The organism is Dickeya sp. NCPPB 3274 (assembly GCF_000406205.1).
Lineage (GTDB): Bacteria > Pseudomonadota > Gammaproteobacteria > Enterobacterales > Enterobacteriaceae > Dickeya > Dickeya fangzhongdai.
The window spans coordinates 2,941,060-2,955,731 of record NZ_CM001979.1; the positions used below are offsets into that span (position 1 = coordinate 2,941,060).

The 14,672-nt window shown below is 56.2% G+C and carries 11 protein-coding genes; 2 read left to right on the top strand and 9 right to left on the bottom strand.

Translation table 11 applies throughout. The annotated features are described in order from the left end of the window. Positions 1–129: 129 nt before the first annotated feature. The 3 genes from DXX3274_RS13175 to licT form a co-directional block, all read right to left on the bottom strand. Positions 130–1,527, bottom strand: coding sequence for a glycoside hydrolase family 1 protein (locus DXX3274_RS13175; protein ID WP_042860142.1), 1,398 nt, complete (start codon positions 1,525–1,527; stop codon positions 130–132). Positions 1,528–1,559: 32 nt separating this feature from the next. Further along, a complete protein-coding gene (gene bglF / locus DXX3274_RS13180; RefSeq protein WP_042860143.1) occupies positions 1,560–3,455 on the bottom strand; it encodes a PTS beta-glucoside transporter subunit IIABC in 1,896 nt (631 codons plus the stop codon). Between the two features lie 419 nt (positions 3,456–3,874). Further along, positions 3,875–4,726: a BglG family transcription antiterminator LicT gene (licT, locus tag DXX3274_RS13185; protein WP_042860144.1), complete on the bottom strand. Its 852-nt coding sequence runs from the start codon at positions 4,724–4,726 to the stop codon at positions 3,875–3,877. 1,196 nt (positions 4,727–5,922) lie between these two features. Between licT and pykF the strand changes: the two genes are divergently transcribed. Continuing rightward, positions 5,923–7,335, top strand: coding sequence for a pyruvate kinase PykF (pykF, locus tag DXX3274_RS13190; protein WP_038668161.1), 1,413 nt, complete (start codon positions 5,923–5,925; stop codon positions 7,333–7,335). Between the two features lie 307 nt (positions 7,336–7,642). Beyond that, on the top strand, positions 7,643–7,879 hold the full coding sequence (locus tag DXX3274_RS13195) for a major outer membrane lipoprotein (RefSeq protein WP_012769424.1): 237 nt from the start codon (positions 7,643–7,645) through the stop codon (positions 7,877–7,879). 219 nt (positions 7,880–8,098) lie between these two features. On the opposite strand, the gene DXX3274_RS13200 is transcribed toward DXX3274_RS13195, so the two are convergent. From DXX3274_RS13200 to sufB, 6 genes are all read right to left on the bottom strand, one after another. After that, a complete protein-coding gene (locus DXX3274_RS13200; RefSeq protein ID WP_042860145.1) occupies positions 8,099–9,097 on the bottom strand; it encodes a L,D-transpeptidase family protein in 999 nt (332 codons plus the stop codon). A gap of 242 nt (positions 9,098–9,339) precedes the next feature. Then, positions 9,340–9,771 (bottom strand): cysteine desulfuration protein SufE, encoded by a 432-nt coding sequence (gene sufE, locus DXX3274_RS13205; protein WP_042860146.1) that lies wholly within the window; start codon positions 9,769–9,771, stop codon positions 9,340–9,342. Between the two features lie 46 nt (positions 9,772–9,817). Further along, entirely contained in the window at positions 9,818–11,071 is a 1,254-nt protein-coding gene (sufS, locus tag DXX3274_RS13210; protein ID WP_050569877.1) for a cysteine desulfurase SufS, read from the bottom strand. Continuing rightward, positions 11,068–12,360, bottom strand: coding sequence for a Fe-S cluster assembly protein SufD (sufD, locus tag DXX3274_RS13215; RefSeq protein ID WP_042860147.1), 1,293 nt, complete (start codon positions 12,358–12,360; stop codon positions 11,068–11,070). The genes sufS and sufD overlap by 4 nt, the downstream gene beginning before the upstream one ends. Continuing rightward, the gene (gene sufC, locus DXX3274_RS13220) at positions 12,335–13,081 is read right to left on the bottom strand and encodes a Fe-S cluster assembly ATPase SufC (protein ID WP_042860148.1); all 747 of its coding nucleotides are present in this window, start codon (positions 13,079–13,081) and stop codon (positions 12,335–12,337) included. The genes sufD and sufC overlap by 26 nt, the downstream gene beginning before the upstream one ends. Positions 13,082–13,168: 87 nt before the next feature. Next, a complete protein-coding gene (sufB, locus tag DXX3274_RS13225) occupies positions 13,169–14,668 on the bottom strand; it encodes a Fe-S cluster assembly protein SufB (RefSeq protein WP_042860149.1) in 1,500 nt (499 codons plus the stop codon). Between the last annotated feature and the right edge of the window lie 4 nt (positions 14,669–14,672).

A 14,672-nucleotide genomic window follows, 5' to 3' on the forward strand; every position in this document is an offset into this window, starting at 1 on the left:
GATTAACGGCGAGCGTCAACAGCCTGCGGATATCACTACCCGCAGGTTGACTTCAGATATATTGATACGCGCTATAATTCACGTTGCAGATACATTGGCTTTCCTGCAATGCGAATAAATTGAGGTAGATTAGCGCGTCAGCGTTTTTCCGTGACTGGCAATAACCGACTGATACCAGTAAAAACTCTTTTTACGTCGACGTTCCAGCGAGCCCTGGCCGGTATCATCGCGGTCGACATAAATAAAGCCATAACGTTTGGACATTTCCGCTTTCGAGGCGCTGACCAAATCGATCGGCCCCCAGCAGGTATATCCCAACACCTCAACGCCGTCGGCAATGGCTTCGCCGACCTGCACCAGATGATCATTCAGGTAGCGGATACGATAATCGTCATGAATATCGCCATTCTCTTCGAGCTTATCTTTCGCGCCCAGACCGTTCTCGACAATAAACAACGGTTTTTGATAACGGTCATACAGGAAATTGAGCAAATAACGCAGCCCCAGCGGGTCAATCTGCCAGCCCCATTCAGAGCTTTCCAGATACGGGTTCGGCACCATATTCAAAATATTGCCGCGCGTTTTTTCGAGTTGCGCTTCATCGGTGCTGACGCAACCGGTCATGTAATAACTGAAGGAAATAAAATCGACGGTGGATTGCAGATCCTGCGTATCCTGCGCCGTGATATTCAGCGTAATGCCCTGTTCCCGGAAATAACGATGCATATATCCCGGATACGCGCCGCGCACCTGTACATCGCCGAAGAACAGCCATTCCCGGTTCTGGTGCAGGCTTTCCATCACATCTTCCGGCTTGCTGGTCAGCGGATAGAGCATCGCCCCCAGTAGCATATTGCCGATCTGCGCGTCGGGAATGATGTCGTGGCAGGCCTTCACTGCTCTGGCGCTAGCCACCAGTTGATGATGGATCGCCTGATAAATCGCCGCTTTGTCGCTGTCCGCCGGTAATCCCACCCCGGTAAAGGGCGCATGCAGCGACATATTGATCTCGTTGAACGTCAGCCAGCGTTTGACCTTGTGACGATAACGCGTAAACACCGTGCGGGCGTAGCGCTCAAAGCAATCGATGGTCAACCGGTTGCCCCAGCCGCCGTGTTTTGCCACCAGTCCGTACGGCATTTCGTAGTGTGACAACGTCACTAATGGCTGGATGCCGTACTTTGCCAGCTCGTCAAACAGCCGATCGTAAAACGCCAACCCCGCTTCGTTCGGTTCTGCCTCATCACCCTGCGGGAAAATACGCGTCCAGGCTATCGATATGCGCAGGCAGGTAAACCCCATTTCGGCAAACAGCGCGATGTCCTGCGGGTAACGGTGATAAAAATCAATCGCCACATCTTTGATACCGCTGTCGCCCGGCTGGCGCGTCACAATCTCGCCGAAGATGCCCTGAGGCTGTAAATCCGACGTGGAAAGTCCTTTACCCTCCGTCAGATAGGCGCCTTCCACCTGATTGGCGGCAATCGCGCCGCCCCATAGAAAATGCGCCGGGAAAGGGTTGCTCATCACTCGTCTCCTTTTTTCTGTTCAATAATCATTCAACACACCAGTTGCGTCAGCGGCGCATTGGCGTCCACCTTGCCGCTGGCGACGGGTTCGACCCCGCGATAGTCTTCGCTGTTGGTAATCACAATCGGGGTGGTGAGGTCATAGCCTGCCGCCTCAATGGCCGGGCCATCGAATTCCAGCAGCAGGTCGCCCTGGCGCACCACATCGCCGACACGCACATGCGGGGTAAAATAACGGCCATCCAGCCGGACGGTGTCGATGCCGACATGCATCAGCACCTCGGCGCCGCCTCGTGAGGCCAGGCCGATGGCATGGTGGGTTTTAAACAGCGACGCCACGGTACCGTCTACCGGCGCGTACAGCCGTCCCTGCGTAGGTCGAATGGCGATCCCCTTGCCCATCACGCCGCTGGCGAAGGTACGATCGGCCACCTGCTCTAGCGGCAGTACCTCACCGGCCAGCGGACTGAACAGCGTCTCGGCACGAACGGCGCCAGCGTTGTCCTGCGTTTCCACCGGTACCGCCGGGCTATCCGCTGCCGCCGGTTGTGTTTCATCTTTCGGCACGCCAAACGACCAACTGGTCAACGCGGCAAACGTAAAGGCCGCCAGCGTGCCGATCACCGCCGCCCAAACGCTGCTGTCCACACCGGTCGGCGGAATCACCTGGGTGAAGGAGAAAATGCTGGGAAAACCGAACGAATACATGGTGGTATGAGAGTATCCCATCACCGCCGCGCCCAGCGCCCCACCGATACAGCCGAAGATAAAAGGGCGACGCAGCGGCAGCGTCACGCCGTACACCGCTGGCTCGGTAATCCCGAAAATCGCCGCGGAAAACGCCGACCCGGCAATCCCCTTGCGCTTCAGGTCACGGGTACGCAGCAACACGCCCAGCGTGGCGCCGGCCTGCCCCAGCACCGCCGGCACCAGCAGCGGCAGCAGAGTATCGTGTCCAATCACACTGAAGTTGTTCAGCATCAGCGGCACAAAGCCCCAGTGCAGCCCGAAAATTACGCACACCTGCCACAACGCGCCCATCACGGCGCCAGCCAGCAATGAATTCAGCCCGTACAGCCACTGGTATCCGCCCGCCAGCATCTGGCTCAGCCAGGTAGCGCTCGGCCCAATCAGCAGAAAGGTCAGCGGAACGCTAATGACAATACACAGCAACGGGGTGAAAAAATTGCGGATATTGGCGTGCAGCCAGCGATTCAGCGGCTTTTCCAGTTTGCAGGATACCCAACTGGCAAACAGAATCGGGATCACCGAAGAACTGTAATTGATAAAGGTAATCGGGATACCCAGAAAATGGAGCGTTGGGTGATCCGGCGCCTGCATGGCGTTGAAAGCGGCGATCATGCTCGGGTGCACCAGCGTGGCGCCAATCACCAGCGTGGTAAACGGGTTGCCGCCAAACTTCTTGCCGGCCGTATAACCCAGCACAATGGGGAAGAAATAAAACAGCGCGTCGCTGGCGGCGAACAGCAATTTATAGGTGCCGCTGCTTTCCGACATAAAATGGGTGGCGACGCCTAGCGCCAGAAAGCCTTTCAGGATCCCCGTCGCCGCCATCACGCCGACAAATGGCGTAAATATGCTGGAAATGATGTCGATAAAACTGGCAAACAGGCTATTTTTTTTCTCCTCTTCCGGCGCGGCCGAGTCGCCAAAGCGGGCCATGCCGTCAAGGGAAAGCAGCGCCTGATAAACATCAGCCACCTGATTGCCTACCACCACCTGAAACTGACCACCGCTTTCCACCACCATGATAATGCCCGGATTATTTTTCAGCGCATCGGCATTGGCGTTGGCATTGTCCCTGAGTTTAAACCGCAGGCGCGTGGCGCAATGTATCACGCTAATGATATTGTCCTTACCGCCTACGCCATCTCTTATTTCACTGGCTAATGTTTCGTAATTCATTGCTACATCCTTAATGCTCGATCCATGCCCGGAGAAAACCGCTGAGTGACCGGTATATACCCGTCATACTTCAAGTTGCAGGTGCGTTGACTGCCCTCGCTCACCCCAGTCACTTACTTATGTAAGCTCCTGGGGATTCACTCGGTTGCCGCCTTCCCGCAACTCGAATTATTTTGGGTATATACGGTTTCAGGACACCCCATTTTCAAGACAAAAAAAAACCTGAACCGTCTCATCGCGGCGCAAGGCTCGCAAAAAACGGTTCAGGTTTTGCCTGTATTTTCCGCTGGGGGTATACAGTCGCAATCCATATTTATCGCTTTACAGATTACCAGTGCGATTTATTCTGACAAGCGTTTCACCCGGGTAATCTGTTATTTTGTGATATCACGCAAACTTCGTTTTTCCGTACCCGAGATTCACTCTGCCGCCTGCTCCTGTAATTCCGAGCGAACCCGTTCGATATGAATGGCCAAAAACATCAATTCTTCCTTGGTCAGGGTATAGTCGTAATGCAGCATAATATGATCCTGAATTTTTTCGGCGCAGTGATACGCCAGCGTATATTTTTCCTTCACCACATCGTGCAGCGATTCGTCTTCGCTAAATACCGGCGTGCGCCCCAATAATCGCTGTGCAAAGAACTTCAGGTGAGTCACGAACCGGTGATAACTGAATGCCTGCTCGTTATAGTCGAGATTCAACTGGTATTTGACGATATTCAGGATTTCCTGCATCACGCGGGTAATCCGCATCACTTCCGGCATATGGCTGTCCAACTGGGCGTTGACCAGATGTAACGCAATAAAGCCCGCTTCATCTTCCGGCAACCGAACCCCCAGCCGCCGGTGGATAATGTCCAGCGCATCCAGCCCGATGGCGAACTCTTTTTGATACAGCCGTTTGACCTCCCACAACAGCCCGTTGCGGATATCCACCCCTTGCCGGTGGCGTTCGATGGCAAAGTGGCAATGGTCGGTCAATGAAATGTAGAGACTGTTCTGCAGGCTGCCGCTCAGCTTCTCTTTCGCCAGCGCGATGATCCGATCGGCGGTGGTCACCACCTCCAACGGGATGCGTTCCAGCACATCGCTCAGGCGGGCGGTCAGCTCGCTGCTGCGCAGAGAAAAGATTTTTTCGATCAGCGCGGCGTCCACCGTATCCCCCGGCCGTTTTTTGAATCCCAGCCCCCGCCCCATCACGACCTGTTCGTTATTCTGTTCATCCATGACCGTGACGACATTATTATTCAATATTTTGGCGATCTTCATTGTCCGACCCCTGAAAACAAAAAAACCAGACGCTCGCCGTAAACGCGAACATCTGGTTTTGCCTGCCAATGGCAGTAGCAACCCCGGATTGCGCACCGCGCCACACAACAATGTCGCTGACCGGGCACAACCTGTAGACGCTAACTTACCACCGGCGCGCGCGGGCTCAACCTCCCGGTGACGGAAACGTGACCGGGATCGACACAAACCCAATAACGCAGCATATTATTAATAGACTTCACAATCCCATATGGATAAAGGGTTTGGACTTCCCCCACATCAGTAGACGAATTCTGTCCTCACGATGAGGCTTCAGGACTGACGCCGCCGAGGTAGCTGTAACGCCGGGTCTGGTTGTCGAAGACGTCAAGGTAATCAACGGTATCCCCCCCAGGCCAGCGAGCGGGCTTCGGTCTGTTTTTGGGCAAAAGCGATCTGCTCTTCGGTATAACGCGTCTTTTTCATGCCGGATGACCTCTTTTTAAGGAGAAGGCGTGCCGGAAACTCTACTTAACGCAGGTACTGAACAATAAGGAAGAGCTCGCCAAAAAGAATCAATCATCAACAGCAGGGTCTTAATCCGGATAGCCGATTTTATCATCAGAAATACCGTCAGCCAGTGTCGCTGGTTAGCGATAACCACCACAATCCATGTAATAAGGAACCGAATTATTACGTCGATTGTTTGATAGCAGGCGATAGTACCTGAATAACGCCGCATCGCCCGCATATACCATTGCCAGACCAGCCGGCAGCGCCCCAGGCGCCGGGCTCATTTCGCACCGACAGGCAGATATTCTTAGTGCATTTGCGCAACAAGTTTGTGTAAAAACAATAAATCGCACATTTTTTTGCGCAAGAGCACGAAAATACGCGTTATCCTTCCGTTCAATGACTTGTATCTCTTTGCCTGATAACTATAATACGGAACGTCGTTTCATTGAATGGTTTCAGCGAATCCACGTGCCACTGACAAAAACACAACTAACAACACAATCCTCAGGGATATTGCCGCCTCGCCCACTCTTGATTATGGGCAATATCCGGTCACGTGCAGCTTCACTCTCCCTCGCCTGTCACCATCTATACTTATCATTCTCTCGCAGTCGCAAACGTATTATCCCCGGAGGTTCAGCTTCGGTTAACCGCCGGTCACCCTGTTTTTTTATCCATCACAACTTGTAGAAACTACCGTTATGAAAAAGACTAAAATCGTTTGTACCATCGGCCCGAAAACCGAATCAGAGGAAGTGCTGGGCAAACTGCTGAACGCAGGCATGAATGTAATGCGCCTGAATTTCTCTCACGGTGACTACGCCGAGCATGGTCAACGCATCAAGAACCTGCGCGCCATCACGGAAAAAACCGGCCAGAAAGCAGCAATCCTGCTGGATACCAAAGGCCCGGAAATCCGGACCATCAAGCTGGAAAACGGCGCGGACGCCTCCCTGACCGCCGGTCAGACTTTCACCTTCACAACCGACCAGAGCGTCATCGGCAATAAGGAACGCGTAGCGGTAACCTATGCCGGTTTTGCCAACGACCTGAGCGTCGGCAACACCGTACTGGTCGACGACGGCCTGATCGGTATGGAAGTCATCGAGATCAAAGGCGGCGAAGTTATCTGTAAAGTGCTGAACAACGGCGATCTGGGTGAAAACAAGGGCGTTAACCTGCCGGGCGTTTCCATCCAATTGCCTGCGCTGGCGGAAAAAGACAAACGCGACCTGATTTTCGGCTGCGAGCAAGGCGTCGATTTCGTAGCGGCATCCTTTATCCGTAAGCGTTCCGACGTGGAAGAGATCCGCGCCCACCTGAAACAGCATGGCGGCGAGCACATCCAGATTATCTCCAAGATTGAAAACCAGGAAGGTTTGAACAACTTCGACGACATTCTGGAAGCCTCTGACGGCATCATGGTAGCCCGCGGCGACCTGGGCGTTGAGATCCCGGTTGAAGAAGTGATCTTCGCTCAGAAGATGATGATCGAAAAATGCAACCAGGCTCGCAAAGTGGTGATCACCGCGACCCAGATGCTGGACTCGATGATCAAGAACCCGCGCCCGACCCGCGCTGAAGCCGGTGACGTCGCCAACGCCATCATCGACGGCACCGACGCAGTGATGCTGTCCGGCGAGAGCGCCAAAGGCAAATACCCGCTGGAAGCGGTCACCATCATGGCAACCATCTGCGAACGCACCGATAAAGTGATGAAATCGCGTCTGGATAAACTGCAAAACACCAGCAAACTGCGCATCACCGAAGCGGTATGCCGCGGTGCGGTGGAAACTGCAGAGAAACTGGAAGCGCCGCTGATCGTCGTCGCTACCCACGGCGGCAAATCCGCCAAATCCATCCGTAAGTACTTCCCGAATGCCCGCATTCTGGCGCTGACCACCAACGAAATCACCGCGCGTCAGCTGCTGCTGAGCAAAGGCGTGGAAACGCTGCTGGTGAAAGAGATCGCGTCTACCGATGATTTCTACCGCATCGGCAAGGAAGCGGCGCTGAAGAGCGGTTTCGCTCAGGAAGGCGACGTAGTGGTGATGGTTTCCGGCGCGCTGGTGTCGAGCGGCACCACCAATACCTCTTCGGTACACCGCCTGTAATTCGATAATGAGAATATTTCAAAGCGCCCTGCGGGGCGCTTTTTATTTTGGCGCCATGTTTATCGCTGATAAATAGCGCGATCGGTTATACAAAAAAGGTATATCCGCGGCCGTGAAGGTCGGAGTAATCTGATAAGATAGCGCTGTTTTCCTTACTTTTTTAACCTGTTTGTAAAACTCGATGATTCTTTGAGCGAACGATCAAAATTAAGCATGTTCCCATCAAAAATTTATTCTCATCAGAAAACGGTTTGTGTAATACTTGTAACGCTACATGGAGATTAACTCAATTTAGAGGGTATTAATAATGAATCGTACTAAACTGGTACTGGGCGCGGTAATCCTGGGTTCCACTCTGCTGGCTGGTTGCTCCAGCAATGCTAAACTGGATCAGCTGTCTTCTGACGTTTCTTCTCTGAACGAAAAAGTATCTGCTCTGACCAGCAAAGTTGACGCTCTGGCTACCGACGTGCAGGCTGCTAAAGACGACGCAGCTCGTGCTAACCAGCGCCTGGACAACCAGGTTCGTACTTACAAGAAGTAAGAACTGGTTGAATGAAAAATGGCGCACTTTGTGCGCCATTTTTTTTGCCCTTCCCTTTGCTCTCATCACACCGTCCTCCTGAGCGTGCCGCTCGCCTTTTATTGCATATCGCGTTACCGGGCATCGCCTTACCAACAACAAGTCTGGCGTGTCAGAACGCCCGCTGATGACGTCCTGACACCGATGGTGGTTAAGATGGTAGTCGTTGAGGGATAGTCGTTAGTGCGATGGGGATGTCACCACCGCCGATATCGGCGCCCCTTGCTGTTGCAGCAGCGGCTGATGAGGAACGCTCTGCCCGGCACTGACCAGCACCGGCATACCGGAACGGCGCACAATGGCGTCTTGAGCCGCTTCGGCATCGGTATCGTCATTGTGGATAAAGGCTTTCACCTTCTGGCTCAGCGCAATCGGCATGGTTTGCGGGTCATCCTTATCGGTGCGCGACAGCGGCTGATGCACTTCCACATAACGTTTCCCATCGGGTTCCACCGCAATCTTGATCGGTTCATTGATGATCTGTACCCGGGTACCTACCGGCACGTCATTAAACAGCGCTTCAATATCTTCCGGACGCAGACGGATACAACCGGAGCTCACCCGCATACCGATGCCGAAATCGGCATTCGTGCCATGAATCGAGTACACGCCGCCGCTTTTTTCCAGCCGTAACGCGAACAGTCCCATCGGGTTGTCCGGCCCGCCGGGTACTACCGCCGGCAGCGTAATCCCCTGCTCTTTATAGTGACGACGAATGTTGGCGGTAGGGATCCAGGTCGGATTCGGGCGCCGCTCGATAACGCGGGTCACCATCACCGGCGTATTGCGGCCAAGCTGACCGATGCCGATCGGATAGACGATCACCGTATTTTTCCCTTTCGGGAAATAGTACAGCCGCAGTTCCGCCAGATTAACCACCACCCCTTCCCGCGGCGTATCCGGCAGCAACATCTGCAACGGAATCGTCAGGCTGGAGCCTGGCTTGGGCAGGTAGGGGTCGGTGCCGGGGTTGGCTTCCAGCATACCGAGCAGGCCAATTTTGAATTTGGAAGCGATGATTTCCAGCGGATGCCCGTCATTGGGCACGGTATAGGTAATATTTTCCCCGATCAGGCGACTGTCAGGGGGTGGCAGAGAATATTCCGTCGCACTGGCAGGCTGCATGCCCGCCAGACAGGAGGTAAACAATAATCCCACCAGGGTAAGCGCACGTTTCATTATCGGTTTCCTGTTTTACTGCTGAAGATCGGGTGAGCGCCAGAGCGTAACACAAGGTCACACCCTAAAAAGGCGCGGGTGAATTGCCGTTGGCAGACACCTTCTTTCTTATTTCTTATCAATAGGTTGAATCTCTTTTCATCATTGGAAGTTCCCAAGGATAAAAGCAAGGTAGCAGGAAATCCACCGGATGGATTCTGAAATGTGACGTATCAGGGCGCGGGAGTCGCGCCCTGTGGGCGTTATACCAACGCAGCCGCCCGCGTCCGTACGGCGCGCAGCATGGCTTCCAGCCCTTGCGATCGTGATGGCGTCAGGTGCTGGGTCAGCGCCAGCGACGCGAAAAAGGGGCGCACATCCTGCTCGACAATCTCCTGGGCGGACAGCCCCTGATACAGGCTGAACACAATGGCAATCAATCCCTTGACGATAGCGGCATCGCTGTCGCCGTGCAGCACCACGTTGCCTTGTTCGTCACAGGCCAGATCGATCCACACCTGACTCTGGCAGCCGGACACCCGGTTGCCGTCCTGACGCTGTGCGTCGTTGAGCGGCGCCAGACCGGCACCCAGTTCAATGATATAGAGGTACTTCTCTTCCCAGTTGCTGCAACGGGAAAAATTCCGCAGCAACTTCTGCGGATCCGGCAGTTGCGCCCTAGCAATTTGCGCCATAACAATGCCCACAATGCTCCAGAAACAATGACTTTCTGCCGTCAGCTCACTCGCCCAACAGACGATGTATACGGTGCAGGCCCGCCACTAATCGGTCAATCTCATCCTGACAGGAATAGAGCGCCAGCGAGGCGCGGCACATGCTGGGTACGCCATAACGGCTCATCAGCGGCATGGCGCAATGGTGGCCGGTGCGAATGGCGATGCCGTACTGGTCGAGAAAGCTGCCGACGTCAAACGCATGGTGACGCCCCAGATTGAAGGCGATCACTCCCTGCCGATGCGCCGGACCGTACAGACGGAGCGTCGGCACCTCGGCCAGCGACGCCAGCGCATAGCGCATCAGTTGGTCCTCATGCGCCTGAATCGCCTCAATCCCCAGCGCGGAGACATAATCCAGCGCCGCCCCCAGACCAATAATCCCGGCGACATGCGGCGAACCCGCCTCAAAGCGCCACGGCGGATCGGCATAGGTGGTACCCTGCGTCAGGCTGACCTCGCGGATCATGGCGCCGCCGCCTTCCCACGGCGGCATCGCCTGCAACAGCTCGCTTTTGCCGTACAGTACGCCGATGCCTGACGGCCCATACAATTTATGACCGGAAAACGCATAGAAATCGCAATCCAGCGCCTGTACGTCGATTGACTGATGCATCACCGCCTGCGCACCATCCACCAGCACTTTCGCGCCACAGGCATGCGCCTGACGGATGATCTCCGCCAGCGGGTTAACCGTGCCCAGCACGTTGGAAACCTGCGTCACCGCCACCAGTCGGGTGCGCTCATCCAGCAATGCCGGCAGTTGCGCCATGTCCAGTTCGCCGTCATCGGTGATCGGCAGAACACGCAGCGTCAGCCCGCGCGCCTGCGCCAGCATCTGCCAGGGCACGATGTTGGCGTGGTGCTCCATTTCGCTGATCACCACGTTGTCACCGGGCTGAAACGCGACACGGCCATAACTGTTGGCCACCAGATTGATGGCTTCGGTGGTGCCGCGCACAAACACGATGTTTTCCGCCGAAGCGGCATGGATAAAGGTGGCGATCTTCGCCCTCACCTCCTCCATCGCGCTGGTGGCGCGGGCGCTCAGGGTATGAATGCCGCGGTGCACCGCCGCGTATTCGTGCAGATAGAAATCCCGCTCGCGGTCGATAACCGCCAGCGGTTTCTGCGCGCTGGCGGCGCTATCCAGATAGGCCAGCGGCTGTCCGTTGACCGATTGCTGCAAAATCGGGAAATCCGCCCGTACCCGATCGATAGGGTAATGATCGACAGGATGATGACCGATGGAATAATTCACGCTGTTTCTCCTCCCAGTGCCTGCAGGCGCCGGGCCACTCGCTCCAGCACCGCATCACGCAGCGCGTCATAGCGGATCGCCTCCGTCAGTTCGGCGGCAAACGCGAAGATAATCATCTGTTGCGCCGCCTGTTCGCCGATACCGCGTGAACGCAGATAAAACAGTTGTTCTTCGTCGATGCGCCCGACCGTCGCGCCGTGGCTGCATTTCACGTCATCGGCATAGATTTCCAACTGAGGTTTGGTGTCCACCTCCGCCAGTCGCCCCAGCAACAGGTTGTTGTTGGTCATCTTGCCGTCGGTCTTCAGGGCGCCGGGCGCCACCTTGATCAAGCCGTTGAACACGCCGCGCGCCCGATCGCGCACAATCGCCTTGTGCAACTGGCGGCTTTCGCCAAACCCCTGATTGTGTTCCAGCCAGGTACGGGTATCGCACACCTCGTTGCCGGTCGGCACCATCAGGCTGTTCATCGACAACGTCACGCCTTCGCCGTTTATCTGCGCGCTGGTGTGATGGCGGGTCAGCCCGGCGCCCAGCAGAAAACTATGGCTATGAAGCTGAGCGTCTCGTGCCAGACGTAAGTCATTGTGAGCGAAGTGATAGCTGTCGGCGGCTTCGAACCCCAGCTTGTAGTGCTCGGTGCGGCTGTTTTCACCCGCATCGATGGTCAGGCGCGCGCCGCTAAAGTGAGATGCCCCTTCCAGACTGGCGTAATGCTCGATCAGCGTGGCGTTGGCCCCTGCGCCGATACGCGCATGATGGCGATAATGCAGCGTATTGAGCGACGCCGGCCGCCCACTGCTGATATGCAGCAGATAGAGCGGCTTCTCCGCCGTCACGCCGTTGTCGACCTGAATCAGCGTCTGTTCCGCCGCCAGGCTCTCCGTCAGGTGCAAAAACACCTCCGGCTGAATTGGCGGCAAACCGGGCTGCCGCCGGGCTGACGGAATCACCTCCACCTGATATGGCCCGGTATCGGCGTCGCTCAGCGCACGGCTGAAGCAACCGTCGACAAACACCAATCGCCAGCCGTCGACCGGCAGCGCCAGCGCGTCGCGCTGCGCCGGCGTGACCTCGCTTGCGGTCGCTACCGTGGTGAATTCATGATCAAGCAGCCGCTCCAGCGGGGTGTACTTCCAGTGCTCCAGCTTGCGGTGGGGAACCCCGAGTTGCATCACCTGTTGCCAGTGCTGCTGCGCCTCATCGGCGCGCGGCGCTGCGGTATCAAACAGGCGTTGCCACTGCTGCAGCGCCTGTTGCGCTTTACTGTTGGTCGGTAAGCCAGCCATAGCCCTGCTCCTCCAACTGTTTCACCAGCGAGAAATCCCCGGATTTCACAATTCGCCCCTGATAGAGCACATGCACGTAATCCGGCCGGATATAGTCCAGAATACGCTGGTAATGGGTGACGATGATAAAGGCGCGCTTGCCGTCGCGCAGCGCGTTGACGCCGCCGGAGACGATTTTCAGCGCATCAATGTCCAGCCCGGAGTCGGTTTCATCCAGGATGCACAGCTCGGGTTCCAGCACCGCCATTTGCAGAATGTCGTTGCGCTTTTTCTCGCCGCCGGAAAAACCGACGTTGACCGAACGCGTCAGCAGGTCGTCCGGCATGTTCAGCAGCCGGATTTTATCGTCGATGAAATCCTCGAAATCGAACCGATCCAGCGTCGGTTGCTGGCGATAAGCGCGCACCGCGTTCAGCGCGGTTTGCAGGAAAAAGCGATTGCTGACGCCGGGGATTTCCACCGGGTACTGAAACGCCATGAAGATCCCTTCGCCGGCCCGTTCCTCCGGCGACAGTTCCAGCAGATCTTTGCCCTTGAAACGCAGCGACCCGCCGGTTACCTCATAGTCCTCGCGCCCGGCCAGCGTGGCGGACAGGGTGCTCTTGCCCGAGCCGTTCGGCCCCATGATGGCGTGAACCTCGCCTGGGTTAACCTGTAGGTTCAACCCGTTGATGATCGGTTTGTCGTCGACGCTGACGTTCAAGTTTTCAATCGTTAACATACTCTTACCCTTCCGGCGTCTTACCCGACGCTCATGATTATCGACACCGCTGCGCGGTGCATGGCGTGCCGTGGTGTTGGCGCATCATCAACCCACACTGTGTTCGAGGCTGATGGACAGCAATTTCTGGGCTTCCACCGCGAACTCCAGCGGCAGCTCCGAGAACACGTCTTTGCAGAAACCGTTCACTATCATCGAGATAGCGTCGTCTTCGCTGATACCGCGTTGCAGGCAATAGAACAGTTGATCCTCGCCGATGCGCGAAGTGGTGGCTTCGTGTTCCAGCTGCGCGCTGTTGTTCCGCACCTCCACGTAGGGAAAGGTGTGCGCGCCGCAGTCGCCGCCGATCAACATCGAATCGCACTGGGTGAAATTGCGCGCATTGGTGGCGCTGGGCATGATCTTCACCAGCCCGCGATAGGTGTTCTCGCTGTGTCCGGCGGAAATTCCTTTAGCGATGATGGTCGACCGGGTGTTCTTGCCGATATGAATCATCTTGGTGCCGGTATCCGCCTGCTGGTGGCCGCTGGTCAGCGCCACCGAGAAGAATTCGCCCACCGAGTAGTCGCCGCGCAGGATCACGCTCGGGTATTTCCAGGTGATCGCCGACCCGGTTTCCGATTGCGTCCACGACATGCGCGAATGGTCGCCGGCGCACAGCGCGCGTTTGGTCACGAAGTTGAGAATGCCGCCTTCGCTGCCCTGGCCGGAGAACCAGTTCTGCACCGTGGAATATTTCACTTCGGCATTCTTATTGACGATCACTTCCACCACCGCCGCATGCAGTTGATAACTGTCGCGCACCGGCGCCGAACAGCCCTCGATATAGCTGACATAACTGTCGTCGTCGGCAATCAGAATGGTGCGCTCGAACTGGCCGGTCTTGGCGGCGTTAATACGGAAATAGGTCGACAGCTCCATCGGGCAGCGCACCCCTTTCGGGATGTAGACAAAGGTGCCGTCCGAAGCCACCGCGGCGTTCAAAGCGGCAAAGAAATTGTCGTTGGCGGGCACCACCGTGCCCAGATACTGGCGCACCAGTTCCGGATGTTCCTGAATCGCTTCGCTGAACGAACAGAAAATGATGCCCTGCTTCGCCAGTTCATCCCGATAGGTAGTGGCGACGGACACCGAATCGAAAATGGCGTCGACCGCCACGTCTTTGCCTTCCCGTACCGGTACGCCCAGCTTGTCGAAAGCGTCCTCCACTTCGCGGGTCAGGTAATTATTGTGGGCGACATCGCCGGCCGGCTGCTGCTGCGCGCCCGGCTGGGAACCGCAGCTGTCGTCGCACTGCCCGCAGGAAGGCGCGGAGTAATAGCTGTAGTCCTGATAATTCAGCCGCTCGTAATGCGCCTTCAGCCAGTGCGGTTCCTCCATCTGCAACCAGGCCCGGTAGGCGCTGAGCCGGAACTCCAGCATCCACTCCGGTTCATTGCGTCTGGCGGAAATCGCCCGCACCACGTCTTCATTGATGCCGTGGGCCAGTTGGTCCATCGCCAGCTCGGTGAAAAAGCCCTCTTTATAACGGCCGTCATCGAGCCAGGTCTGGACATCGTCGGATACGTCTACATTACTACGCGCCATAATC

What these genes read in the sequence shown, in the direction of transcription:
- bglF (WP_042860143.1), bottom strand. Translation starts at nt 3,455, where the DNA reads ATGAATTACGAAACATTAGCCAGTGAAATAAGAGATGGCGTAGGCGGT.
- sufD (WP_042860147.1), bottom strand. Translation starts at nt 12,360, where the DNA reads ATGGCTGGCTTACCGACCAACAGTAAAGCGCAACAGGCGCTGCAGCAG.
- sufB (WP_042860149.1), bottom strand. Translation starts at nt 14,668, where the DNA reads ATGGCGCGTAGTAATGTAGACGTATCCGACGATGTCCAGACCTGGCTC.
- sufE (WP_042860146.1), bottom strand. Translation starts at nt 9,771, where the DNA reads ATGGCGCAAATTGCTAGGGCGCAACTGCCGGATCCGCAGAAGTTGCTG.
- pykF (WP_038668161.1), top strand. Translation starts at nt 5,923, where the DNA reads ATGAAAAAGACTAAAATCGTTTGTACCATCGGCCCGAAAACCGAATCA.
- sufC (WP_042860148.1), bottom strand. Translation starts at nt 13,081, where the DNA reads ATGTTAACGATTGAAAACTTGAACGTCAGCGTCGACGACAAACCGATC.
- licT (WP_042860144.1), bottom strand. Translation starts at nt 4,726, where the DNA reads ATGAAGATCGCCAAAATATTGAATAATAATGTCGTCACGGTCATGGAT.
- DXX3274_RS13195 (WP_012769424.1), top strand. Translation starts at nt 7,643, where the DNA reads ATGAATCGTACTAAACTGGTACTGGGCGCGGTAATCCTGGGTTCCACT.
- DXX3274_RS13200 (WP_042860145.1), bottom strand. Translation starts at nt 9,097, where the DNA reads ATGAAACGTGCGCTTACCCTGGTGGGATTATTGTTTACCTCCTGTCTG.
- DXX3274_RS13175 (WP_042860142.1), bottom strand. Translation starts at nt 1,527, where the DNA reads ATGAGCAACCCTTTCCCGGCGCATTTTCTATGGGGCGGCGCGATTGCC.